Consider the following 23,405-nt stretch of genomic DNA (forward strand, 5'->3'; position numbering starts at 1 on the left):
GGCAGTTTGTGCTGCCGGCACGAAGGGAACGAAGCTACCCCCGCTGCGTGAAGCCAAGGCCACAGAAATACAGTGTAAAAAAAGCCAATAAAAACAATGCCAGTCAGGCTTAACTGACTGGCATTACTCTCAGGAGCGGCTTTTTTGTTTTTGATGAATAAAGAGATTTGTTCGGGGCCGATTGCTATGCTGAAGGCTGTTACTTCACGCGATGGATCCTGCGATGCAAACACCGGCCACACCTGACAACGAACGCCTGCGCCTCGATGCGCTGCGCCGCATGGCCATTCTGGATACCTCTGCCGAAGAAAGATTCGACCGGATCACCCGCATGGCCCGCAACATGTTCGATGTGCCCATCTCGCTGGTGTCGCTGGTGGATGAGGATCGGCAGTGGTTCAAATCCTGCTGTGGTTTGCCTGTGCTGGAGACGCCGCGGGACATCTCCTTCTGTGGTCATGCCATTCTCGGCGATGACCTCTTCGTGGTGGAGGATGCGACCCGGGATCTGCGCTTCGCCGACAATCCGCTGGTATCCGGGGATCCCCACATACGTTTCTATGCGGGCAGCCCGTTGCAGATTGGGGAGGGGTACAAGTTAGGGACCCTGTGCATCATAGATCGCAAGCCGCGCCTGCTGGATGAGCGTCAGCGGGACTTGCTGACGGACCTGGCCGGCATGGTGGAGCGCGAACTGGCGGCGATCCAGCTGGCCACCATGGATGAGTTGACCGGCATCACCAACCGGCGCGGTTTCATGCTGCTGGCACACAAATGCCTGCAACTCGCCCATCGTCAGGGGAGAGCTGCGACCCTGCTGTTTCTCGACCTCAACCGGTTCAAGGAGATCAACGATCGGCTGGGGCACGACGTCGGTGACGATGCCCTGCGACAGATGGCGAGCCTCATGTGTGGCGTATTTCGTGATGCAGACATCTTTGCCCGGCTGGGCGGGGACGAATTTGCGGTATTGCTGCCGGGTACTGGGCCGGCAGAGGTGCCACGGGTGTTGGCACGGCTCGATGAGGCCCTAGCCGGGTTCAATCGGGAGAGCGGCAAACCCTATCGGCTGAGCTGCTCGGTCGGGGTGGGGCACTATGATGCGCTCTCGCCACCGGCGCTGGACCTGCTGCTGCAACAGGCGGACAAGCAGATGTACGATTGTAAAAAAGGGCGCTAGCAGCGCCCTTTTTTGGCCTGACCTGGAGGGCAGAAGGTTCCATTGCCCCCATTGCTGCCATCACTGACCCGGATCCGGGTATCGTCCACGCTGACATCGGCACCGTGCACCCGCACTGGCCCGCTGCTGCAGGCGCAGAGCAGACTCCCCAGCAACATAGTCACCACCAGCTTGCTCATGATACCTCCTGTTATTTCCCTGATTATGGGGCATTTCCAGGCTGGGGCGGAGGCGAGTTTGCGGGTGTGCGTCATGGCTTGCCGCTGATATGACGAGGAGCGCCGCGGCGCTCCTCGTGTGAGGGGAAGAAGGGGTTACAGCCGGAAATTACCCACCAGCTTGTCGAGCTCGCCGGAGAGTTGTTGCAGGCTGCGGCTGGCGTCGGTCAATTGGTGGGCTATGTCGGCAGTTTCCATAGTGAGCTGGTTGATGTCCTCCACGTTGCGATTGAGCTCGCCGACCACGCTCGACTGCTCTTCGGTGGCGGTGGCGACCTGGATGTTCATGTCGTTGATCTGGGTGATGTAAGCGGTGATCTGACCGAGTGCGCCATTGGCCTCGTCGGCCTGGGTCACTACCGCCAGGCTCTGGCTGCGGCCCTGAGTCATGGCGCTGACAGCACGGGCACTCTGATCTTGCAGCCGGTTGATCATGCCCTGAATTTCGGCGGTGGAGGCGGCGGAACGGTTGGCGAGGTTGCGCACCTCGTCGGCCACCACGGCGAAGCCGCGGCCCTGTTCACCGGCGCGGGCCGCCTCGATGGCGGCGTTGAGGGCCAGCAGGTTGGTTTGCTCCGAGATGCTGCGAATGGTCTCCAGGATGCTGCCGATGGAGTCGGTCTGCGTCGCCAGCGACTCTATCACGCCCGCCACCTGTGCAATCTCGTCGGAGAGACCGACTATGCCGTGGCGGGCCTGGGCCACCACGCCAGCGCCCGCTTCAGCCTGGTCGTTGGCCTGCCTGGCCACCTCGGCGGCTTGGGAGGCGTTGCCTGCTATCTCGCTCACGGTTGCGCCCATCTCGTGGATGGCGGTGGCCACTTGCACTGTGCGGTCACGCTGGGCGGTACAGTTTTGCTGGGTCAGTTGCGCCTTGCTGGCCACTTCGTCGGCGGTGGCAGCGAGCTGGTGGGAGTTTCTGGCGACCTGCTCGATGGCGCTGTGGATCTTGCTGACGAAGTGATTGAAGCTCTCAGTGATCTCCGCCAGCTCGTCGTTGCCAGTGAGCTTGGCGCGGGAGTCCAGCGCCAGATGCTCGGCGGCATAGCCGATGTACTGTTGCAGGAAGCCGACCCGACGCTTGAGGTTGATCAGGATGAGCACCGAGACCAGCAGCGAGATGAGGATGGCGCCGCTGATGATGGTGATCATCTGCATTCGTCCACTGGCATAGCTCTGCTCACCGCGCTGATGACGCTGCTGTGCTTGCTGGATCAGGCCATCGAGCAGGGTGTTGGCATCCTTGCGCATGGTGCCATAGGTGACCGTATAGCGATCCCGATAGATGCCTCTCGCCGCTTCCATGTCCCCTTTTTCCAGCGCCTGCAGCATGGGGTTCAGCTCGTTGCTCTCCATTCCTTCAAACTGGCTCAGCAATTTTTGCGCATCTGCTCTGGCCGCCGGATCCGTCTGGGCGGTTACCGCCTGCTGCATGGCCTGACGCATCTCGGGAATGTCCTCGTCACGGGCATCCTTGACCCGACTGAGTACGCCCCGTTCATCTTTGAGGGAGGTATCTTGCAGCAGCATCATGTCGATCCCCACCCGCATGCGGGGGATGCGTGATACCACTTCCGCCATGGCGCGCATGGGGGTGGCCGTGTTCTGGTAGAGTTCGGTGGATTGCTGCTGGATGGAGCCCATACTTCGCAGGCTGGCGCCACCCACGAGCAAGAGGGCAAGACAGGGCACTGTGACAGCCAGGATCAGCTGCAATTTGAGCGTCAGTTTACCTTCTAGCAAGGGAGTGCTCCTTCATGGCTGGCCATGATGTGGTCGATGAGGGTTGTTGCCAGTATAGATATGAATTGGCCGCCTCCCGGGCAAAGGCACGGGGAATGGGCCGCAAGCCGCATAAAAAAGGAGCGCCATGGCGCTCCTTTTTAGGTGTGACTCCCGACGCCGCTTACAGGCGGAAGTTGCCGACCAGCTTGTCCAGCTCGCCTGAGAGTTGTTGCAGGCTGCGGCTCGACTCGGTCAGTTGGTGGGCTATGTCGGCCGTCTCCATGGTGAGCTGGTTGATGTCTTCCACGTTGCGATTGATCTCGCCCACCACGCTGGATTGCTCCTCGGTAGCGGTGGCGACCTGGATGTTCATGTCACTGATCTGGGTGATGTGGGCCGTGATATGGCCAAGGGCGGCATTGGCTTCGTCAGCCTGAGCCACCACTTCCAGACTCTGGCTGCGGCCCTGGGCCATGGCACTGACTGCGCGGGCGCTTTGCTCCTGCAGCCGGTTGATCATGCCCTGGATCTCGGCGGTAGAGGCGGCGGAGCGGCTCGCCAGATTGCGTACCTCGTCGGCTACCACGGCAAAGCCCCGGCCCTGTTCACCGGCCCGTGCCGCCTCGATGGCTGCGTTCAGTGCCAGCAGATTGGTCTGCTCTGAGATGCTGCGGATGGTGTCGAGAATGCTGCCAATGGAGTCGGTCTGGTTGGCCAGGGATTCAATGACACCGGCGACCTGCTCAATCTCGCTGGAGAGGCCGACGATGCCGTGGCGGGCCTGGGCGACGACGACAGCACCCGCATCGGCCTGCTCGTTGGCCTGCCTGGCGACGTCCGCCGCCAGGGAGGCGTTGCCGGCGATCTCGCCTACCGTCGCCCCCATCTCGTGAATGGCGGTCGCCACCTGGACGGTACGGTCGCGCTGGGCGGTACAGTTGTGCTGGGTCAGCTGCGCCTTGCTGGCCACCTCGTTGGCGGTAGCGGCCAGTTGGCGGGAGTTGCTGGCGACCTGCTCGATGGAGCCGTGGATCTTGGCCACGAAGTTGTTGAAGCCGGTGGCAACCTGGGTCAGCTCGTCGTGGCCTTCTACCTTGAGGCGCTGGGTGAGATCGCCATCGCCACTGCCCAGTTCACGGAACAGGCGGGCCAGCTCGTTGAGCGGGCGGCTGACGGAACCGGCCAGCAGCATGCCGAGCAAGCCCATGCCGGCGGCGATGGCCAGGCTCACCAGCACAATGTGCAGTCGCGCCTTGTCCAGCTCGGCATAGATCTCGGCTTCCGGCACCTGGGCCACCAAATACCAGTCGAGCATGGGGATGTAGCTGGTGGCCAGTATCACAGCCTGGCCATCGACCTCGGCCTGGGTGGCGGCGAACGCTTGCTTGGTCAGAAGGTTGGTTGTGGTGCCGCTGGCCAGTTGGGTCAGGTTGTCCCGATCGATGCGGGCGGCATCCGGGTGCAGCTTCACCTTGCCGCTGCCATCTGTCATGAACACGAAGCCGCTGTCACCGATCCGGAAGTTGGCGAGCATGCTGACCATGCTGTCGAGGGACTTGGCGAGCCCCGCCAGACCGCGGCCGTTGAGCTGCTGGAAGTTGACGAACAGCTTCACCTCGCCATTGGTCTCGCGAAAGATGCTGAGCATCAGGTCTTGCGGGCTCTTGGTATAGCCGTAGAACCAGGCGTCCTGCTCCGGGGTCAGGTTGCGCAGGAAGCCATCCTGGTTGTAGTAGGCCGCGCTCTGCCGATCGGCGAAAGAGGCGGTCACCAAACCATACTGGGCCGTCATGTCCTTGAGCTGATCGATGAGGATGGACTCCTGCTCCCTGGGCATGCCGCGGGCGACCCAGTCCAGCACGAAGCGGTCGTTGGCCAGCTGTCTGGCGGCATTGGCGACCGAAGTCAGATCTTTCTCGATCTCCTTGCCGATACGCTGGGTCAGGTTGGGCAGCTCCTGCTCGAACATGCGGGTTTCGATCAGTTGTTGCGCCGAGCGCTGGCTGAAGTAACCCACCAGCAGGCAGGAGAGCACCACGGCCAGGGTGACGGTGGCCAGAATTTTCTGTTTGAGTGTCAGGCGTGCAAGCATGGGAGTGACTCAGAAGTGTGGAGACGGGATTGAGCACATATTAACGGCAGTGTGGTGATGCCCTTGAGGGGCTGACCGGTTTTATTGATGGATTGCGTTTGCGCTCACAGGGGCGTGCTGGTACAGCTCCGGTTTATCAGCGAACAGCGCCTCCATCGCGGCCCTATATTGCTGTCGTGGCTGTTGCGGTTAGATTTTCGCACTTTATAGTAAGCGTCACTGCTTACTTGGCTCGCACTGGATTCAATGGAAAATCATATGCGCATCTTTCGTCGGGGATGGACCCACCTGTTTCTGATTTTGCTGGCAGGCTTGCCACTCATGGCGGCGGCCCAGTCCGAACGGCCCAGGATTGCCCTGGTGCTGAGCGGTGGCGGTGCCAAGGGGTCGGCTCATATCGGCATCCTCAAGGTGCTGGAGGAGAAGCGCATTCCGGTGGATATCATAGTGGGCACCAGCATGGGCTCCTACGTGGCGGGCATGTACGCCATGGGGCTCAGCGCCGAGGAGGTGGAGCGCACCACCCTGGCCATCGACTGGAACAAGGGATATCAGGACAAGGTCGGTCGGGACGAGCTATCCCTGCGCAAGAAGCAGCAGAGCGAGAAGTATCAGCTGCGCACCGATATCGGTGTCAACGGTGACGCTGTCCAGTTCCCGGATGGATTCTTCCAGGGCCAGTCCATGGCCAGCCTGCTGCGCCACGCCACGTCCAACCTGCCGGCCCAGAAGAGCTTCGACGACCTGCCCATCCCCTATCGTGCCGTGGCAACCGACATGGAGACTGTGACGCCCTTCGTACTGGAGGGGGGCAGCCTTGCCAAGGCGATGCAGGCATCCATGTCCATTCCCGGAGCCCTCAAGCCAGTGGAGTGGGAGGGACATATCCTGGCCGACGGCGGTACTGTCAACAACATGCCGGTGGACGTAGCCAAGGGGATGGGAGCCGACGTTGTGATAGCCGTGGATATAGGTGCCAGGTTGCGCACCCGGGAATCCCTCAAGTCCGGCCTCGCCATGATAGATCAGCTCACCACCTACATGACCCAGGTCGGTACCGACAAGCAGAAGGCGCTGCTGGGGCCGCAAGATATTCTGCTGACCCCTGAATTTGGCAACATGGGCATCGCCGACTTTTCCCTGATGCCGGAAGGGATCAAGCAGGGGGAGGCGGTGGCCAACCGTGCCGCTACCCAGCTCGATGCGCTCTCCCTCTCGCCCAGGGAGTACGCCGTCTATCGCAACCAGAAGCTGAGCCGCCGTGCCGAGCGCAGCGGTCAGCCCGCCTATTACATCGACAAGGTGGAGATCCTCAACAAGTCACGCCTTTCCGACGAGACGGTGCGCGCCATGTTGAAGGTGAAACCCGACAAGATACAGACCAACGAAAGCCTGGAGGCGGGCATTCGCCGCCTCTACGCACTGGAGTCGTTTGACCGCATCACCTATGAGGTGGAAGAACGCGACGGAGAGAACGTGCTGGTGGTGGATGCCAGCGAGAAAAACTGGGGGCCGGGCTACCTCAACTTCCAGTTCGGCTTCTCCGACGACTTCGAGAGCAGCTCCAACTACAACGTCGGCATGTCCTACACACTCACCAACTTGAATGAGTGGGGCGCCGAGTGGCTGACTGAGGCCTCCCTGGGCACTGCCAAGCACCTCAAGACCGACTTCTATTCGCCGCTGGAGCCTTCCCAGACCTTCTACGGCGAGGCCAGCTTTGCTTATGACAAGACCCTGCGAAGCCTTTTCAACCCGGATCCGGAAGATCAGTCTTTTAACTATCTCGATACTGAGTACTCCTTCTTCAGTACCGATCTGGCTCTGGGCTGGAATCTGCAGCCCTGGAGTCGCCTCTCGCTGGGGGTGGAAGGCAAGATGGGCAGTATCGATGTCAGGAACTTGAATGGGGTGAATTCGGATGCCATCTCCTGGGGGCCTTATGTCCGTTTCGAGCACGATACCCTCGACAGCCGCTACTTCCCCTATGAAGGGGTTTTCTGGGACATCAAGGGGGGTTATTCCCATGTCCGGCTGGATTATCACAATGAGAATGAAGAAAACGAGCGAAATGAGGGGGTCAATTATCACCTCTCTATGATCAAGCCCTGGTCCTGGGACAGACACAGCCTGAACCTGATACTGGAAGGGGGCGGCTCCACCTCCCAGGAAGAGGTGCCACTGTTGGTGCAGGATCTGGGGGGGCTGTTCCGTATGTCAGGTTTCCAGCGCTACCAGCTGAGCGGTCGCTACAGTCTGTTTGGCGGGCTGCGCTACATCTATCGGGTGGTCGACAACGACTTTGGTGCGCTGCGGGCGCCGCTCTATCTGGGGGGCTCCCTCGAGCAAGGAGGGGTGTGGGACAAGGGGGAAGACATCAGTATCGAGAGCTCCTTCACCGGAGGATCCGTCTACGTGGGGATAGAGAGCTTCCTCGGTCCCATCTTCCTCGGTTATGGCATGGCGGAGGGGGGCAACAACATGTTCTATCTGCAATTGGGCACCACATTCGAATAACGGCCAAATGATGCCTTTTTGTTAACTTATTTCTTGCCTGGCTTTTATGTGGTGACAAAATGTGAGCAAGTTTAATTGGTTAGCCTGGCTTGTTGAATATCTGTACAGGGTTTGGATTTTAATTACTCGTTAAAACTTATATAGTGAGGGGCACCCTACGGGTGTCCCGCAAGGACGATCGCCGCGAGCCTGGGCGAACCCCAAAAAAAGACCAAAGAGGAATTAGTCGTGCTTGAAACATACCGTAAACACGTCGCAGAACGTGCCGCCGAGGGCGTGGTTGCCAAACCTCTGGATGCAGAGCAGGTCGCCGCCCTGGTTGAACTGATCAAGAACCCGCCCGCTGGCGAAGAAGACTTTCTGAAAGAGCTGTTATCCTCCCGAATTCCACCAGGTGTTGATGAAGCGGCTTATGTCAAAGCCGGTTTCCTCACCGCCATCGCCAAGGGCGAAGCCCACTCTCCCATCCTGACCGCCGCACAAGCCGTTGAGCTGCTGGGCACCATGCAGGGTGGTTACAACATTCAGCCGCTGATCGACCTGCTGGACCATGCCACCCTGGCCCCTCTTGCTGCCAAGGGGCTGTCTCACACCCTGCTGATGTTTGACTCCTTCCATGACGTGGAAGAGAAGGCCAAGGCGGGCAATGCCCACGCCAAGCAGGTGATGCAATCCTGGGCCGATGCCGAGTGGTTCCTCTCTCGCCCCGAGCTGGCCGAGAAGATCACTGTGACCGTGTTCAAGGTGACCGGTGAAACCAACACCGATGACTTGTCCCCTGCGCCGGACGCCTGGTCCCGTCCCGATATTCCGCTCCATGCCCTGGCCATGCTGAAAAATGCCCGCCCCGGCATCACTCCGGACAACGACGGCACCGTCGGCCCCATCAAGACCATAGATGCCCTGAAAGAGAAGGGCTTCCCGCTGGCGTATGTCGGCGACGTGGTCGGTACCGGCTCTTCCCGCAAATCTGCCACCAACTCGGTGCTCTGGTTCATGGGTGACGACATTCCGTTCGTGCCGAACAAGCGCGCCGGCGGTGTCTGCCTCGGCGGCAAGATTGCCCCCATCTTCTTTAACACAATGGAAGATGCGGGCGCCCTGCCCATCGAAGTGGATGTCTCCAAGCTGGAGATGGGCGATGTCATCGACATCTACCCGTTTGCCGGCAAGATCTGCAAGCACGGCACCGATCAGGTGCTGGCCCAGTTTGGACTGAAAACCGACGTGCTGATCGACGAAGTGCGCGCCGGTGGCCGTATTCCGCTGATCATAGGTCGCGGCCTGACCGACAAGGCCCGCGAAGCCATGGGCCTGCCGTTCTCCACCGTATTCCGTCGTCCTGTGCCTGTGGCCGATACCGGCAAGGGTTACACCCTGGCCCAGAAGATGGTGGGCAAGGCGTGTGGCGTGCAGGGCATTCGCCCGGGCACCTACTGCGAGCCCAGAATGACCACGGTAGGCTCCCAGGACACCACGGGCCCCATGACCCGCGATGAGCTCAAAGACCTAGCCTGCCTCGGCTTCTCCGCCGATCTGACCATGCAGTCCTTCTGCCACACAGCAGCCTATCCCAAGCCCATCGACGTGCAGACTCACCACACTCTGCCGGACTTCATCATGAACCGTGGTGGTGTCTCTCTACGTCCGGGTGACGGCGTCATCCACTCCTGGTTGAACCGCATGTTGCTGCCGGATACCGTCGGTACCGGTGGTGACTCCCATACCCGTTTCCCCATCGGTATCTCCTTCCCGGCGGGCTCCGGTCTGGTGGCCTTTGCCGCCGCGACCGGCGTGATGCCGCTGGACATGCCGGAATCCGTGCTGGTGCGCTTCAAGGGCGAGTTGCAACCGGGCATCACCTTGCGTGACCTGGTTCATGCCATCCCTTATGCCGCCATCCAGAAAGGGCTGCTGACTGTCGAGAAAGCGGGCAAGAAGAACATCTTCTCCGGCCGTATCCTCGAGATCGAAGGTCTGCCGACTCTGAAGGTGGAGCAGGCGTTCGAGCTGGCTGACGCCAGCGCCGAGCGTTCCGCCGCCGGTTGCACCATCAAGCTGGATCAGGCGCCGATCACCGAGTACCTCAAGTCCAACATCGTCATGCTGAAATGGATGTTGTCCGAAGGTTACGGCGACCCGCGCACCATCACCCGCCGTATCCGGGGGATGGAGGAGTGGCTGGCTAACCCTGTGTTGATGGAAGCGGACAAGGATGCCGAGTACGCCGAAATCATCGAGATCGATCTGGCCACCATCAAGGAGCCCATCCTGTGTGCGCCGAACGATCCGGACGATGCCCGTTTGCTGAGCGACGTGGCTGGCAGCAAGATCGATGAAGTCTTCATCGGTTCCTGCATGACCAACATCGGCCACTTCCGTGCCGCCGGTAAATTGCTCGAGAAGTATCAGGGCGAACTGCCGACTCGCATGTGGATCGCACCGCCCACCAAGATGGACAAGGATCAGCTGACCGAAGAGGGCTACTACGGCATTTTCGGTCGCGTCGGTGCTCGCATCGAGATCCCGGGTTGTTCCCTGTGCATGGGCAACCAGGCGCGTGTGGCGGAAGGGGCTTCTGTGGTCTCTACCTCCACCCGTAACTTCCCGAACCGTCTGGGCAAGGGTGCCAACGTCTACCTAGCCTCTGCTGAGCTGGCTGCCGTTGCCGCCATCCTTGGCAAGATCCCGACCGTTGCCGAGTATCTGCAGTACGCCAAGACCCTGGATGCCACTGCGGCCGATACCTATCGCTACCTCAACTTCAACGAGATCGCCTCCTACACCAAGAAGGCCGATGCGGTGATCCTGCAACAAGCGGTATAAGATTCCGGCATTCGCCGTCATCTGATGCAACAGAGCCCCGGCAGTGCCGGGGCTCTTTTTTTATTGGGTAACAGGGCTGAATACGATGCATACAGACACAAATATTTATTCAGGATAAGTGGTTCGGATGGCAAGCTGAGGTAAGCTGCACCCCTCCTTTTGTCCTGCATTGCCAGAAAGAAGAGAGGGGGATCCCCGCGACAGTCACTGCGGGAAAGCAGGGGGAAGGCCCGGTCAGCGCAGACTGGTGGGGCTTGTCGTCATAACCACATTGCCGTTTGCCTGATGCTCACCTGATTCGGGCTGGCGGGCCGTTTCTTTGGATGAATCGGTTATGCATTTTTTTTATATCGATCTCTCCCGCCGCTGGCTTCGGCTCTGCTGCGCTTTCATGGTGTTCATCCTGCCGCTGCTGGTGGGAGGATGGGCAACACACAAAAACTACATGCAGGAGCTGGAATTCGGTTCCGCCGCCGCCGCCCACAAGGCGATGACGCTCATGGAAAACATGCTGGATCACGCCGAGCGGGCCAATCGTCAGGTGCTGCCGCTGGTGGGCGCGCCTTGTGACGAGATAGATTTTCAGCTGCGTGAGCAGGTCGCACTGGTGCCTTTTGTTCGCTCGGTCAATCTGATCAAGGAGGGGATGCTGTACTGCACCTCCCTGTTTGGCTCCGTGCGTGAGGTCGATGATGCCAGCCCCTATATAGCGCGCAAGTTGCTGCTGATGCGTGGCAATCAGGTGCGGGTCAATCATCCCTTGCTGATAGTGCGCAGTGAGCAGGAAGGGCATGCGGCCTTGAGCGCCATCGATGGGGAATACCTGAGCGTCATGCTGACCCTGAGCCATCACGCCGGCAATCTCTTCATGCGGGTGGGCAGCACCTGGTTTGATGAAGCAGGCCACTATCTGGACAAGGCCCCCGACCTGCATGCTCTGGCCAGAACCGAGCTGACTTCACCGCACTACCCCTTCTCCATTCATGCCGGTTACGTGACCCTGGCTTACTGGCATTCGCTGTGGGATCACAAATCTCTGATCCTCTCTCTGCTATGCGGTCTCTCGTTAGCGTTTGCACTGCTGGTATGGTGGCTGCTGGGCCGCCCGGGTTCCCCGGTCGGCGAGTTGCGCAGAGCGTTGCGGGCCAAGGAGTTCGAACCCTATCTGCAACCTCTGGTTACCACGAGTGACACCAGGTTGATGGGGGTGGAAGTGCTGATGCGCTGGCAGCATCCCAATTCAGGTCTTATCCGTCCCGACCTCTTTATTCCCCAGGCGGAGGAGTCCGGGCTGATAGTACCCATGACGACCCTGATCATGAAGAAGGTGGCCCAGGTGTTGAGCCGGGAGCAGGTACGCCTGCCCGATGGCTTTCACATCAGTTTCAATATCAGCGCGGCCCACTGTCGCGACCTGGCTTTGCTGCAGGAGTGCCGCACTTTTCTGGCGCAGTTTGCCCCCGGCAAGATAGTGCTGGTGCTGGAGCTGACCGAACGTGAGCTGCTGGTGGTGGATCCGAATACCCTCTCCCTGTTCCGGCAACTGGATCAGATGGGGGTCAAGCTGGCCATCGATGACTTCGGAACGGGTCACTCCAGCCTCTTCTATCTGCAGCAGTTCCACGTGGATTATCTGAAGATCGACCAATCCTTTATCGGGCGTATCGGTACAGAGTCACTCTCCGAGCACATAGTGGCGAATGTCATCGACCTGGGCGCCAGACTCGGCTTGTTACTGATAGCAGAAGGGGTCGAGAGCGAATTGCAGGCCGCCTATCTGAGAGCCAAGGGAGTCGACTACCTGCAAGGCTACCTGTTTGGTCGCCCCATGCCGCTCAAGCGCTTCTGTGACGATTTGCCACAGGGAGAGGCCTTGGCCAGCAGCTTGCCCGAGCTGGCGGATCCTCATCTGGGCTGAGCGGCTCATACGGTTGTAATCCCTATTCTTTAGAACAACAGAGTACCGGATTCATGTTGCCCAGGCAGGGAATGGGCGTTTTGAGTGACGATACCAGAAGGGCGGAACAGGTTTTTTCTCCACGAGTAGACTCGCGCAGCAGTATTGCTCAAAAGCAGACCCCCCCTTTGAATCAAAGGGGGGGTCTTCGGCTCAGCAATCGGCTCCCGGACCAGTGCAGAGACTACTTATGGCTACTGGGAGGCTCATCCACCTGGTCAGGCGGAGAAACCACCGTCTATGGTCAGGCTGGCGCCGGTTATGTATCCCGCTTCGGGCCCTGCCAGATAGGCGACGAAGCTGGCGATCTCCTCATCCTTGCCGTAACGGGCCAGCGCCATCATCCCCTTGAGCTGCGCCGCCGATTCCCCGTCAGCCGGGTTCATATCGGTATCGACCGGGCCTGGCTGCACGTTGTTCACCGTGATGCCCTTAGGGCCCAAATCCCGTGCCATGCCTTTGGTCAAGCCGACCAGGGCCGATTTGCTCATGGCGTAGACGGAACCCCCCGCCATGGGGATGCGGTCAGCGTTGGTGCTGCCGATATTGATGATGCGCCCCCCCTTGCCCATGTGATGTGCTGCTTCCTGGCAGGCCACGAACACGCTGCGAATGTTGACGGCCAGGGTGCGATCGAGATCGTCCAGGGTCAGCTCTTCAATGTCGCCCCATACCAACACCCCGGCGTTGTTGACCAGGATGTCCAGTCGACCAAAGGTAGTGACGGTTTGGCGGATGGCGTGCTGTACGGCGATGGCATCTGCACTGTCGGCACGGATGGCCAGCGCCTTGCCACCTGCAGCCGTGATGGTCGCGACAATTTCTTCTGCCTTGCTGGCCGAGGAGACATAAGTGAAGGCAACGGCGGCACCATCGCGGGCGAGGCGTTTTACAATGGCGGCACCAATGCCGCGTGAACCACCTTGTACGAAGGCAACTTGGCCACTGAGGGATTTAACGGTCAACATCTGGTCTCTCCTGTCTGGTCATGAAGTCATGTCTGAGCGAGTTGGGAACTCAAGGTCATCCAATCCATTACGTGCAAGATGCGGCGTTGAATGAGCCTGTAAACAGTGTGATTGATTCCTTGAAATTGATTAAGTGGCTATTATTCCAATCTCTATTTCCTTCAGGGACTGAATCCATGGCAATACAAGACCCCTTTCTGGGTGTCAGGCACTTTGTTGCAGTGGCGCAGTCGGGCAGTTTCACCACGGCGGCATTGGTGCTGGGGCTGACCGGGTCGGCGTTGAGCAAGAGCATAGTGCGGCTGGAAGCGCGACTGGGGGTCAAGTTGCTGCACAGAACAACCCGTCGAGTGAGCCTGACCCTGGAGGGAGAGGCATATCTGGCCAGTTGTCTCCAGGCGATCAGAGTTTTGGAGGAGACAGAGAGCAGTTTTGCATCGGAAAAGCAGAGTCCGTCGGGTCGCGTTCGTATCGATCTTCCTTCTGCGTTCGGCCGCCGGCATGTGCTGCCGATCCTGCTGGATCTGGCTGGCAGCCATCCGCAGCTGGATCTGTCGGTGACCTTCAATGAGCGCAAGGTCGATCTCATTGAGGCCAACATTGATCTGGTGGTGCGCATCGGGGCGCTGGAGGATCAGGCCGATCTGGTTGCTCGTCGCCTGGGGGAGCAGAAGCTCGTCATCTGTGGGGCACCTTCCTATCTGGCACTGCATGGGGTTCCTTTGACCCCGAAGGATCTGTCACAGCACGACTGCATCATCGACTGGCGCTCTGGGCATCGCCATAGCTGGTTGCTCCGAAATGGCGCAGGCCGGACTGAGGCTTACGATATCCCGGTACGCTATGAAATGGGGGATGGTGAGGCTGTGTTGGCAGCGGCGCTGGCTGGTCTTGGACTGGTTCAGGTGCCGACCTGGCTGGTCAACGAACAGCTGGACTCCGGAGTGTTCACCCCTGTGCTCACAGACTTGTCTGGTGGCGAGATGCCGATCAATGTCATCTGGGCCAGGAGCCAGCATATGCAGCTCAAGCTGCGCGTTGTGGTCGATGCCTTGCTGCTGGCGGCGCAAAAGAGTGGCAGTGGTTTCCGGGCTCGCTGAGTCTGTGTCGTCACTGTCCGGCAGTCACATGCGAGCCAGGGGAGCATCCTGTGCCCGCGAGGTGTCGTGACCTATTTGCTCAGGGATTGCAGCCAGTTCGCCAGCTTCTCATGGGGGCTGCCGGGAATCGGTGGCGCGGGGGCGAGCAGGTGATAGCCGGTGTCATCCGGGATGAATCCGAGCGGGGCGGCCAGCAGGCCGGCGGCGACATCGTCGCACACCAGCCGGTAGGGGCCGATGGCGACGCCAAGGCCCGCCACGGCGGCCTGCAGGCTGAAGTAGAAGTGTTCGAAGGTCTGGGTCGGCGCCTCGTCGCTTGCACTCTGTCCGGCCTGTTCCTGCCAGCTTTGCCAGGCGGCGGGGCGGGTCTTGGTGTGCAGGCGGGGCGCAGAGGGGCGCAGCGCCTGCAGTTCCCCTTGTGGCTCGAAAAACTGCGCGACCTTGCCCGGCTGACAGACTGGCCCGGTCTGCTCCTCAAACAGCAGCTGGCTGTAAAGGTCATCAGGCCAGTGGAAGTCGTTGCGCCGAATGGCGAGGTCTATGCCGTTGCCAAAGCTGAGGGCGCCACCGCCCGCCATCAGATGCACGTCCAGCTCGGGGTGCAGGGCTTGAAAGGCGGGCCAGCGCGGGATCAGCCAGCGCATCAGCAGGGTGGGCTCGCAGGAGATGACCAGCGACTGGGGCTGGCTCTGCTGGCGTAGCGCCTGCGCCGTCTCCCGGATCCTGCCCAGCCCTTCCCTGACGGCCTCATGGAGCCTGCTGCCCGCCTCGGTCAGAAAGACCCGGCGCTGGCGACGCTCGAACAGCCCGATCCCCAGATCCTCCTCCAGCAGGCGTACTGCCCGGCTGATGGCGCCATGGGTGAGATGTAGCTCATCGGCGGCGCGGCTGAAGTTTTCGGTACGGGCCGCTACCTCGAAACAGCGCAGTGCCGTCAGGGAGGGAAGGGAGAGGCCTTTCTGTGAGTTTTTATCACCATTCATGTCAGAAGTTATCGTTCGTTATTGGTGTGGATGCCAAATAAAATAGCCGATATCTCTCAGCATCAGGATTCTTTTTCATGACTGAACTGTTAGCCGTAGTGGCCATTACCTTCTTTGCCGTCATCAGCCCTGGGCCCGATTTTGCCATGGTGTCGCGCAACAGCCTGCTGCTCTCCCGTCGCACCGGCGTGCTGACGGCGCTCGGCATAGCGGCCGGGGTCTGTGTCCATGTGACCTATACCCTGCTGGGGGTCGGCCTGCTGATCCAGCAGTCGCTCTGGTTGTTCAACCTCATCAAGCTGGCAGGGGCCGCCTACCTCATCTTCCTCGGCATCAAGATGTTGCGCGCCAGGCCTGTGACCCATGAGGAGATGGCCAGCCAGCCAACCCTCTCCAGCCTGGGGGCACTGCGCACCGGGTTTCTGACAAATGTGCTCAACCCCAAGACCACCATCTTCATCGTCAGCCTGTTCATGCAGGTGGTGCGGCCGGAAACGCCCCTTGGCGTCCAGCTCGGCTATGGCGCCTTCATAGTGCTGGCCCACGGGGTCTGGTTCAGTGCGGTGGCACTCTTCTTCTCCACCGCGTCGGTACGGGCCCGTCTCTTGGCGGTGCGCCACTGGATCGACCGGGTGTTTGGCGGCCTGCTGGTGGGATTTGGCATGCTGCTGGCACTGACCCAGCAATCGCGCTGAGGGTGTGGGGGAGTCATCCCCCTTATCCACCCCCGACTGTAGGGGCTTGTTTTTCATGCCTTGTGGTCCACTTTTCGGTAGAATTGCCGCTCATTTAGAAGTCAGATGAGGCGCGGTATGACGGTCAAGTTCCAGGCATTTCACAGCATCAAGGCGATCAACAATCGGGAGGTGCTGTTCAACTGGTCCAGGACCAACCCCCTCGGCGCCCTGGATCAGGTGTGGCGCCCGAAGAACCGCGATGAGCTGCAGGCGCTGCTGCGTGAATACCCGGAGCGCAAGCTGCGACTGATCGGCTCAGGCCTCTCCTTCGAACCTATTCACAGCGTCTATGCCGAGGGCAGTCAGGCGCTGCTGGTGGACTTGTACTACCTTCGCGGCCAGCTGGCGAAAACCGCCGATACCGTCACCTATCAGGCGGGCACGCCGCTCGATACCATCTACGCCGAACTCATCGCCATGGAACGGATGCTGCCGGCATCCCCGGGCGTCATCGGCATCCAGACACTGGGTGGCGCGCTCAGCACAGGCACCCACGGCCAGGGGCTGCACCAGTCCGCCCTGTGCGATGCCGTGGAGGCGATGACTGTGATGCTGGCCAATGGCGATATCATCCTGGTCGATCGCACCGATCCGCGCTTCGGTGCCTTCGTGATGGGGATGGGCATGCTCGGCATATTGCTCGACGTGCGCCTTCGCACCGTGCCTAACCGCATCATGCGCTGCACCAAGTTCACCACCGACTATCCCTTCCTGCTGGAGCACAACGAGCGGCTCAATCGCGAGCACGGTTTCGTGAAGAGCTGGTGGTTCGCCTGGACCGGCGAGAGCCACATCTGGCTGGTGGATCCCGCTTCCGAGGAAGAGGTGGCCCGTTACCGCGCCGCCGGCAGCGAGCCGCTGCTGCTGGAGGGCGACATCGATGCCCGCATGAATGCCACCATAGATGCCACCCTGCAGAAAATGGCGAAAGACACCAAGGATGAGGCGTTGGCGGGGGAGCACTTCGAGACGGTGCGCCGCTTCAAGGACGCCTCCGATCTGGTGGGCAACGTCTACCAGATCCTCTGCAAGGGGATACCCGCACCCCAGATCAACTGTGAGGTGGCGGTGCCGCTGCACCGCATGAATGAGGCGCTGGAGACCCTGCAAGCGTGGCAGCAGGCCAACCCGGGCGTATTGCACTACCCCTTTATCCTGCGTTGTACCGGTCCCTCCGAGGCCTGGCTCAGCGCCGCCTACGATAAATCGGTCTGCTGGGTCGGTTTCCTGGTCTATCTGGCGGCGGACGGCACCTTCGTCAACGGCTCCATGGAGCAGATGCGAGAGCTGCAGCAACTGCTGGTGCCCCTCGGTGGCATTCCCCACTTCGGTAAGCATCTGGCGATGGATCTCTACGACTTCCCGGCCCTGCTGCCGCGCTGGAACGACTTCCTGGCCCTCAAGGGCGAGCTCGATCCCCATGGCCGCTTCGAGAACCGCTGGCTCAGCGACCTGTTTGCCAACCGGTAAGGATTGAAAATGACCCATATGCAAGATACCCGCGTGCTCATCACCCTGCCGACCCAAGTGGAGTCATCGATATGATAGATATGCAAGACACCCGGATCCCCGTGACTCTGCTGACCGGTTTTCTCGGCAGCGGCAAGACCACATTGCTCAACTACTGGGTCAAGCAGCCGGAACTCGGTGAGTGCGCCGTGCTCATCAATGAGTTCGGCTCTGTGGGGCTGGATCACCATCTGGTGCAGCAGGTGGACGAGCAGGTGGTGCTGCTCGACTCCGGCTGCATCTGCTGCTCGGTGCAGGGTTCCCTGGTGGAAGCGCTGCAGGGGCTCTTCATGCGCGCCATCCAGCGCAAGATCAAGCCGTTCAAAAGGCTCATCATAGAAACAACCGGTCTGGCCGATCCGGCGCCCGTGCTTTTTACCCTGCGCGAAGAGGGCTTTATCGCCCAGCGCTACCGCTTCGATGGCACAGTGACAGTGGTGGATGCTGGCCATATCGAACAGCAGCTGGCGGCTCAGTATGAAGCGGTGAAACAGGTGGCGCTGGCGGATCTGCTGGTGGTGAGCAAGGGGGATCTGGTGGATGGCGATCAGCTGGAGCGCGTCGAGGCCCAGCTGGCCGCCCTCAACCCGGCGGCCCCCATCGAGCGGGTCACCAACGGCGAGCTGTCGCCTGCGGTGCTGGAGAAGCTGGGTGCCTACAACGAAGCGGCGGGGCGCGACGTGCGCCAGCTGCTGGCCTGGCTGCGCACCGAATCCCCCAAGCAGGGGCTGGCCTCGCCGATGCAGCCGAAGATGAAGCCGTTCGCCGCCAAGGTGGGCACGGCCGCGCCGACCCACTTCGAGCACGGCAACATAGAGAGCTTCTCCCTGCGCATCGGTGAGCCGCTCAAGCCATCCCGCCTGCTGGCCGCCATCGATGCGGTGCAGGTCCAATATGGCGATGCCCTGCTGCGGCTCAAGGGGATCTTGCAGCTGGAGGGAGAGAGCCAGCCCGTGGTGATCCACGGCGTCCACGGCCAGCTCTATCCGCTGCAGGCATTGGGAGATTGGCCGGAGGGCAAGGCCCAGTCCCGGCTGGTGTTTATCGTGAAAAGTCAGGACAAGGCGGGGATAGAGCGGTTGTTCCTGGATACGCTCAAGGCCCCCGAGCCCAGTCTGGAAGAGCAGCTCAGAGCCATGCTCGGCCAGCCGGATGCCTGACAGGCTGAGATGACCCGCTTTCGTGCGGGTCTTTTTTTATCTGAAGAGGAGGTGGCTGCTCATGCCCGATAGCACACACATGGTTACGCCTGCCCAACGCAAGTGGCTGCCGCCGCTGGCGGCGGTCGGCTTCTTCATGCAGACCCTGGATGGCACCATCCTCAATACGGCCCTGCCCAGCATGGCCGAAACCCTGGGGGAGAGCCCGCTGCAGATGCAGTCGGTGATCATCGCCTACATGCTGACGGTGGCGTTGCTCATTCCCGCCTCTGGCTGGTTGGCTGACAGGTTCGGTACTCGCCGTATCTATCTGGCGGCTATCCTGCTGTTTACCCTGGGGTCTCTGGCCTGCGCCGCCGCCAATACGCTGCCCATGCTGGTGGCCGCACGGGTGTTGCAGGGCATAGGCGGCGCCCTGCTGATGCCGGTAGGGCGCCTCGCCGTGCTGAGGGTCTACAGCAAACATGAGCTGCTGCGGGTGATGTCGTTTGTCACCATCCCAGGGCTGGTGGGGCCGCTGATAGGCCCTGCGCTGGGTGGCTGGCTGGTGGAAGTGGCGAGCTGGCACTGGGTGTTTCTCATCAACCTGCCGGTGGGGATACTCGGCTTTATCGCCAGCTGGCACTTCATGCCCGACCTGCGTCAAGGCACGGCCAAATTCGACTGGCAGGGCTTCGTGCTGTTCAGCGCCGGCATGGTGCTGGTGTCGGTGGGTTTGCAGGGGTTGGGTGAGCACAGCATCTCCACCGGTTGGGCGCTGTTTGCGTTGCTGTCCGGTCTGGCCGCCATGGCGAGCTACTGGCTCTATGCCGCCAATGCCGAGCAACCGCTGTTCAGTCTGGCGCTGTTCAAGACATCCACCTTCGCCATCGGTGTCTGGGGCAACCTGTTTGCCCGCCTCGGCAGTGGCGCCATGCCCTTCCTCACGCCGCTCTTTCTGCAACTGGGGCTGGGGTTCTCGCCGAGCAAGGCGGGGATGACCATGATCCCCACTGTGCTCGGCGCCATGCTGACCAAGACGCTGGTGAACAAGCTGATTCCACGCATCGGTTATCGCCGCATCCTGATCGGCAACACACTGGCGCTGGGTGCCATGATCGCCAGTTTTGCCCTCATCGATAACCAGCTTCCCTATGGGGTGCTGCTGGGCTGGCTGATGGTGTTTGGCGCCATCAACTCATTGCAGTTTTCCGCCATGAATACCCTGACCCTGCAGGATTTGAGTCCGGAGCACGCCAGCAGCGGCAATGGACTGCTGTCTGTGGTGATGCAGCTCTCCATGAGCTTGGGGGTCGCCATCGCCGCCAGCCTGCTGGGGCTCTTCTCCGCCGGTTCGTCAGCCTCGGGTGGGCAGTGGCTGGCCGGTTTCCACCTCACCTATCTGTGCATCGGTCTCATGTCCATGCTGGCGGCGCTCATCTTTGCCCAACTGGCAAGCGACAAGGCGTGATCAGGTCGCTGTCGTCAGCAATCAGGCTTGAATCGTGGTGAGATAGCTGACCTGGCAGGGTAACTGGGCCAGTACTCGGGGCAGATGCTCGGTCGCCAGGATAAAGGTCTGCTCCGGGTGGCCCGGCGTCCAGGTGAAGGCATCGTGGGCCAGCAGGGCCGAGTCCACCAGCAGGGGAATGTCAGCCCTCGGCAGGAAGGGGCAAACGGCTCCCGGCAGGCAGCCAATCTCTGCCTGCATCTCCTCGGCGGTGCAGATAGACGGCTTGGCACCGAGCGCGGCCTTGACCGCCTTGTTGTCGAGTCGCCCCCCTTGATGGGTCAGCAGCAGGGCGAAGCGGCCATCCTTGAATTTGAGAAACAGCGTCTTGCTGAACACCGCCAGCCAGCCAAAGCTGGCCCTGACTCTTTCATCGGTGGCGTAGTCGAGGATGGGTTCGTGCTGATAGCGCTGGTGAGGCAATGGGGCCAGTAGCTGGCAGTTGAAGTCATGAATGGTATCGAGCGGCATGGGGGTCTCCTGTGGCGAGCCCTATCCTGCCAGCCATGGGGGGTCGGGCCCAATCACACTTTCTTATGGCGGATAAGCCGCCTTGCAAGATGCAACAAGGGCACCCTAGGGTGCCCTTGTTGATTCAGTGATGCTGCAGCTCGCGCGCTTCCCAGTGAAAGGGAATGGGGCTGAGTCGCTGGGATGCCTTGTCGTAACCTTGCCACAGTTCGTCCAGCGTGCGGCCATCAACCGGGTGGCGCAGGCTCGGTGCCAGCTCGGCCAGCGGCCAGAGGACAAAGGCATTGGTGAGGATCTCGCCACGGGGTAGCGCGACCGGTACATCGCAGACCAGATCGCCATACAGCAGCAGATCCAGATCCAGGGTGCGCGGAGCAAACTTCTTGGCATCCGGCTCGCGGCCGTGGGCAAACTCCATGGCACGCAGCCGTTGGCACAGGGTCGCCAGCGGCAGATCTGTGTCGGCGCCGACTACCAGGTTGTAGAAGGGGCGACCGGCAAAGCCAACCGCCTCGCTCTCGAATACCCGGGATACGGTGAGCTCGCCAAATTCGGCATGCAGGGCATCGAGACCGGCGCGGATATGGTGCTCCCGCTCGATATTGGAACCCAGGCTGATGTAGATACGGGTCATGCAGTGCTCCCTGTTATCTGGTTGGCGCCCGGGCTGATATAGATGCTGGTCATCAGCAGGTGCTCGCAGCCGGAGTGCGATGGCGCAGTATCTCTACCCCGACGCCAGCCGCATTGGGGACAGCACCCGGTTTGGTCAGGGTGACCTTGACCCATTGCACCCGCTCGTCGGCCAGTACCAGCATGGCGACCTGCTCGGCCATGGTTTCGACCAGCTCCACCACCTTGCTGGAGGCGTGATCACAGATCTTGCGAGAGAGGGTGGCGTAATCCAGTGCCAGATTGATATCGTCGGTTGCAGCGGCGGGACGGTTGTCAAACCCCATTTCGAGGTCGAAACAGAGCTTCTGGCGAATGCCCTTCTCCCACTCATATACACCGATGGTGGTCAAAACCTCGAGTCCGCGAATAAACACCTTGTCCATGACAGTACTTCTTCTTTACTCTTGATGGGCTGTGATGACAGCGCAGGGATGCAGGCTCGGCAAGCAGTTTGCCGCGCGGTCGGTTTGGGCGACACGCCTTTGGGCAACCCCGAGCCAGAGAATGTGGCCCGCATCATACCCCATTCATATCGTGGTAAAAACGACCAAGATGACGGCCCTGACGATTTTGATGATTATTCTGGCCTACCTGGGCGGCTCGCTGTCCAGTGCCGTGCTGGTTTCCCGCGTCACGGGTCTGCCGGATCCACGGGATCACGGCTCCCATAATCCGGGAGCGACCAATGTGTTGCGCCTCGGTGGCCGTGTGGCTGCCCTTGTGGTGTTGCTGCTCGATGTGCTCAAGGGCACGGCGCCTGTCTATCTTGCCTGGTATCTGCAAATCAAGCCCGTCTACCTCGGCTTTATCGGGGTTGCTGCCTGTCTGGGTCACATGTACCCCATCTTCTTCCACTTTCGGGGTGGCAAGGGGGTGGCGACGGCACTCGGCACCATGATGCCCATTGGCTTCACCATGGGGGGAGCCGTGATCGGCACCTGGCTGCTGGTATTGCTGGTGAGCGGCTACTCCTCGCTGGCCTCCATCATTACCGTGTTGCTGAGCCCACTCTTTACCTATCTGATCAAGCCGGAATACACACTGCCGGTTTCCCTGCTCTCCTGCCTCATCCTCATCCGCCATCACGAGAACATAGCCCGCCTGTTGAAAGGGGAAGAACCCAGAGTCTGGGGCCGCCAGGCACAGCGCCGACAGGAAGAAGTAGGGGAAATGGATGATGTTGCGCAAAAAAGAGACGAACGAGACAAAAAGTGAAATTTCCCGTTGACCACCTGCCTTAAAATCCGTTTAATAGCGCCCACGCCCAGATAGCTCAGTCGGTAGAGCAGGGGATTGAAAATCCCCGTGTCGGCGGTTCGATTCCGTCTCTGGGCACCAAATTTGGTGCCATGAAGTAAAAATTAGTTCATGCACAGTGGTTTAAGTGTGCCGGCTTAGCTCAGTAGGCAGAGCAACTGACTTGTAATCAGTAGGTCACCAGTTCGATTCCGGTAGCCGGCACCATTTATATATTGCCCAGATAGCTCAGTCGGTAGAGCAGGGGATTGAAAATCCCCGTGTCGGCGGTTCGATTCCGTCTCTGGGCACCAAGTACAATTCCTCCTTAGTTCAGTCGGTAGAACGGCGGACTGTTAATCCGTATGTCGCTGGTTCAAGTCCAGCAGGAGGAGCCAACACAAAAGCCCAGCAGAAATGCTGGGCTTTTTCTTTGCCTGTGTCCCGTCCTGAATATGGTTTACACCTTTCCCCCACATAAACGGAGAGCCCGATGGGACAAGGTGTGAAACGGACACAGCGCGATTACTCGCTGACTTTTAAACTGGCACTGGTCGAGCAG

19 protein-coding genes and 4 tRNA genes are annotated in these 23,405 nt (G+C 60.4%); 14 read left to right on the top strand and 9 right to left on the bottom strand.

Going from position 1 to position 23,405, the window contains the following annotated elements; all coding sequences use genetic code 11:
* The coding region (locus GWQ27_RS21780; RefSeq protein WP_275908314.1) for a hypothetical protein at window positions 1-233 on the bottom strand (233 nt) is incomplete at its 3' end.
* On the opposite strand from GWQ27_RS21780, the gene GWQ27_RS21785 reads away from it, so the two are divergent.
* A complete protein-coding gene (locus GWQ27_RS21785) occupies window positions 224-1,180 on the top strand; it encodes a sensor domain-containing diguanylate cyclase (RefSeq protein WP_275908305.1) in 957 nt (318 codons plus the stop codon). The genes GWQ27_RS21780 and GWQ27_RS21785 overlap by 10 nt on opposite strands.
* Here the strand turns inward: GWQ27_RS21785 and GWQ27_RS21790 are convergent.
* From GWQ27_RS21790 to GWQ27_RS21800, 3 genes are all read right to left on the bottom strand, one after another.
* Complete coding sequence (locus GWQ27_RS21790) at window positions 1,177-1,359, bottom strand: hypothetical protein (protein WP_005314145.1); 183 nt, start codon at window positions 1,357-1,359, stop codon at window positions 1,177-1,179. The genes GWQ27_RS21785 and GWQ27_RS21790 overlap by 4 nt on opposite strands.
* A gap of 135 nt (window positions 1,360-1,494) precedes the next feature.
* The gene (locus GWQ27_RS21795) at window positions 1,495-3,141 is read right to left on the bottom strand and encodes a methyl-accepting chemotaxis protein (protein ID WP_099994483.1); all 1,647 of its coding nucleotides are present in this window, start codon (window positions 3,139-3,141) and stop codon (window positions 1,495-1,497) included.
* A gap of 163 nt (window positions 3,142-3,304) precedes the next feature.
* Window positions 3,305-5,215, bottom strand: coding sequence for a methyl-accepting chemotaxis protein (locus GWQ27_RS21800; protein WP_059169246.1), 1,911 nt, complete (start codon window positions 5,213-5,215; stop codon window positions 3,305-3,307).
* A 258-nt stretch (window positions 5,216-5,473) separates the two neighbouring features.
* On the opposite strand from GWQ27_RS21800, the gene GWQ27_RS21805 reads away from it, so the two are divergent.
* The 3 genes from GWQ27_RS21805 (at window position 5,474) to GWQ27_RS21815 (ending at window position 12,476) form a co-directional block, all read left to right on the top strand.
* Complete coding sequence (locus tag GWQ27_RS21805) at window positions 5,474-7,732, top strand: patatin-like phospholipase family protein (RefSeq protein ID WP_275908306.1); 2,259 nt, start codon at window positions 5,474-5,476, stop codon at window positions 7,730-7,732.
* Between the two features lie 228 nt (window positions 7,733-7,960).
* Window positions 7,961-10,558, top strand: a complete 2,598-nt coding sequence (acnB, locus tag GWQ27_RS21810) for a bifunctional aconitate hydratase 2/2-methylisocitrate dehydratase (protein WP_265420993.1) — start codon at window positions 7,961-7,963, stop codon at window positions 10,556-10,558.
* A 334-nt stretch (window positions 10,559-10,892) separates the two neighbouring features.
* Window positions 10,893-12,476 carry an EAL domain-containing protein gene (locus GWQ27_RS21815; RefSeq protein WP_275908307.1) on the top strand — a complete coding sequence of 528 codons (1,584 nt, stop codon included), beginning with the start codon at window positions 10,893-10,895 and terminating at the stop codon, window positions 12,474-12,476.
* Window positions 12,477-12,733: 257 nt separating this feature from the next.
* Here the strand turns inward: GWQ27_RS21815 and GWQ27_RS21820 are convergent, their stop codons facing one another.
* Window positions 12,734-13,483: a 3-oxoacyl-ACP reductase family protein gene (locus tag GWQ27_RS21820; RefSeq protein ID WP_275908308.1), complete on the bottom strand. Its 750-nt coding sequence runs from the start codon at window positions 13,481-13,483 to the stop codon at window positions 12,734-12,736.
* A gap of 176 nt (window positions 13,484-13,659) precedes the next feature.
* On the opposite strand from GWQ27_RS21820, the gene GWQ27_RS21825 reads away from it, so the two are divergent.
* The gene (locus GWQ27_RS21825; RefSeq protein WP_275908309.1) at window positions 13,660-14,583 is read left to right on the top strand and encodes a LysR family transcriptional regulator; all 924 of its coding nucleotides are present in this window, start codon (window positions 13,660-13,662) and stop codon (window positions 14,581-14,583) included.
* A gap of 71 nt (window positions 14,584-14,654) precedes the next feature.
* On the opposite strand, the gene GWQ27_RS21830 is transcribed toward GWQ27_RS21825, so the two are convergent.
* On the bottom strand, window positions 14,655-15,566 hold the full coding sequence (locus GWQ27_RS21830; RefSeq protein ID WP_265433269.1) for a LysR substrate-binding domain-containing protein: 912 nt from the start codon (window positions 15,564-15,566) through the stop codon (window positions 14,655-14,657).
* A gap of 77 nt (window positions 15,567-15,643) precedes the next feature.
* On the opposite strand from GWQ27_RS21830, the gene GWQ27_RS21835 reads away from it, so the two are divergent.
* The 4 genes from GWQ27_RS21835 (at window position 15,644) to mdtD (ending at window position 20,422) form a co-directional block, all read left to right on the top strand.
* Entirely contained in the window at window positions 15,644-16,261 is a 618-nt protein-coding gene (locus tag GWQ27_RS21835; RefSeq protein ID WP_005314128.1) for a LysE family transporter, read from the top strand.
* A 117-nt stretch (window positions 16,262-16,378) separates the two neighbouring features.
* The gene (locus GWQ27_RS21840; protein WP_275908310.1) at window positions 16,379-17,773 is read left to right on the top strand and encodes a D-arabinono-1,4-lactone oxidase; all 1,395 of its coding nucleotides are present in this window, start codon (window positions 16,379-16,381) and stop codon (window positions 17,771-17,773) included.
* A gap of 71 nt (window positions 17,774-17,844) precedes the next feature.
* Window positions 17,845-18,972, top strand: a complete 1,128-nt coding sequence (locus GWQ27_RS21845; RefSeq protein ID WP_275908311.1) for a GTP-binding protein — start codon at window positions 17,845-17,847, stop codon at window positions 18,970-18,972.
* 61 nt (window positions 18,973-19,033) lie between these two features.
* On the top strand, window positions 19,034-20,422 hold the full coding sequence (gene mdtD, locus GWQ27_RS21850) for a multidrug transporter subunit MdtD (RefSeq protein WP_021139016.1): 1,389 nt from the start codon (window positions 19,034-19,036) through the stop codon (window positions 20,420-20,422).
* Window positions 20,423-20,443: 21 nt separating this feature from the next.
* Here the strand turns inward: mdtD and GWQ27_RS21855 are convergent, their stop codons facing one another.
* From GWQ27_RS21855 to folB, 3 genes are all read right to left on the bottom strand, one after another.
* Window positions 20,444-20,932: a YbaK/EbsC family protein gene (locus tag GWQ27_RS21855; protein ID WP_169046892.1), complete on the bottom strand. Its 489-nt coding sequence runs from the start codon at window positions 20,930-20,932 to the stop codon at window positions 20,444-20,446.
* A 124-nt stretch (window positions 20,933-21,056) separates the two neighbouring features.
* Window positions 21,057-21,566 (bottom strand): 2-amino-4-hydroxy-6-hydroxymethyldihydropteridine diphosphokinase, encoded by a 510-nt coding sequence (gene folK / locus GWQ27_RS21860; protein ID WP_059113475.1) that lies wholly within the window; start codon window positions 21,564-21,566, stop codon window positions 21,057-21,059.
* A gap of 52 nt (window positions 21,567-21,618) precedes the next feature.
* On the bottom strand, window positions 21,619-21,990 hold the full coding sequence (folB, locus tag GWQ27_RS21865; protein ID WP_275908312.1) for a dihydroneopterin aldolase: 372 nt from the start codon (window positions 21,988-21,990) through the stop codon (window positions 21,619-21,621).
* A gap of 169 nt (window positions 21,991-22,159) precedes the next feature.
* Here folB and plsY point away from each other — a divergent pair, with 169 nt between their 5' ends.
* The 5 genes from plsY to GWQ27_RS21890 all read left to right on the top strand — a co-directional run bounded on the left by plsY (window position 22,160) and on the right by GWQ27_RS21890 (window position 23,241).
* The gene (plsY, locus tag GWQ27_RS21870) at window positions 22,160-22,822 is read left to right on the top strand and encodes a glycerol-3-phosphate 1-O-acyltransferase PlsY (RefSeq protein ID WP_275908313.1); all 663 of its coding nucleotides are present in this window, start codon (window positions 22,160-22,162) and stop codon (window positions 22,820-22,822) included.
* Window positions 22,823-22,869: 47 nt separating this feature from the next.
* Window positions 22,870-22,945 (top strand) — tRNA-Phe (locus GWQ27_RS21875).
* A 50-nt stretch (window positions 22,946-22,995) separates the two neighbouring features.
* Window positions 22,996-23,071, top strand: a tRNA-Thr gene (locus tag GWQ27_RS21880).
* Window positions 23,072-23,081: 10 nt separating this feature from the next.
* Window positions 23,082-23,157: transfer RNA gene (locus tag GWQ27_RS21885), tRNA-Phe, on the top strand.
* A gap of 8 nt (window positions 23,158-23,165) precedes the next feature.
* Window positions 23,166-23,241 (top strand) — tRNA-Asn (locus GWQ27_RS21890).
* The last annotated feature ends 164 nt before the right edge of the window (window positions 23,242-23,405 follow it).

This window comes from Aeromonas sp. 5HA1 (assembly GCF_029237245.1).
Taxonomy (GTDB): Bacteria; Pseudomonadota; Gammaproteobacteria; order Enterobacterales; family Aeromonadaceae; genus Aeromonas; species Aeromonas salmonicida.

Bases quoted from the DNA above. Each gene is read 5' to 3' on its own strand.
- GWQ27_RS21785 (WP_275908305.1), top strand. From the start codon at position 224: ATGCAAACACCGGCCACACCTGACAACGAACGCCTGCGCCTCGATGCG.
- GWQ27_RS21790 (WP_005314145.1), bottom strand. From the start codon at position 1,359: ATGAGCAAGCTGGTGGTGACTATGTTGCTGGGGAGTCTGCTCTGCGCC.
- GWQ27_RS21800 (WP_059169246.1), bottom strand. From the start codon at position 5,215: ATGCTTGCACGCCTGACACTCAAACAGAAAATTCTGGCCACCGTCACC.
- GWQ27_RS21805 (WP_275908306.1), top strand. From the start codon at position 5,474: ATGCGCATCTTTCGTCGGGGATGGACCCACCTGTTTCTGATTTTGCTG.
- GWQ27_RS21815 (WP_275908307.1), top strand. From the start codon at position 10,893: ATGCATTTTTTTTATATCGATCTCTCCCGCCGCTGGCTTCGGCTCTGC.
- GWQ27_RS21820 (WP_275908308.1), bottom strand. From the start codon at position 13,483: ATGTTGACCGTTAAATCCCTCAGTGGCCAAGTTGCCTTCGTACAAGGT.
- GWQ27_RS21825 (WP_275908309.1), top strand. From the start codon at position 13,660: ATGGCAATACAAGACCCCTTTCTGGGTGTCAGGCACTTTGTTGCAGTG.
- GWQ27_RS21830 (WP_265433269.1), bottom strand. From the start codon at position 15,566: ATGAATGGTGATAAAAACTCACAGAAAGGCCTCTCCCTTCCCTCCCTG.
- GWQ27_RS21835 (WP_005314128.1), top strand. From the start codon at position 15,644: ATGACTGAACTGTTAGCCGTAGTGGCCATTACCTTCTTTGCCGTCATC.
- GWQ27_RS21840 (WP_275908310.1), top strand. From the start codon at position 16,379: ATGACGGTCAAGTTCCAGGCATTTCACAGCATCAAGGCGATCAACAAT.
- GWQ27_RS21845 (WP_275908311.1), top strand. From the start codon at position 17,845: ATGATAGATATGCAAGACACCCGGATCCCCGTGACTCTGCTGACCGGT.
- mdtD (WP_021139016.1), top strand. From the start codon at position 19,034: ATGCCCGATAGCACACACATGGTTACGCCTGCCCAACGCAAGTGGCTG.
- GWQ27_RS21855 (WP_169046892.1), bottom strand. From the start codon at position 20,932: ATGCCGCTCGATACCATTCATGACTTCAACTGCCAGCTACTGGCCCCA.
- folK (WP_059113475.1), bottom strand. From the start codon at position 21,566: ATGACCCGTATCTACATCAGCCTGGGTTCCAATATCGAGCGGGAGCAC.
- folB (WP_275908312.1), bottom strand. From the start codon at position 21,990: ATGGACAAGGTGTTTATTCGCGGACTCGAGGTTTTGACCACCATCGGT.
- plsY (WP_275908313.1), top strand. From the start codon at position 22,160: ATGACGGCCCTGACGATTTTGATGATTATTCTGGCCTACCTGGGCGGC.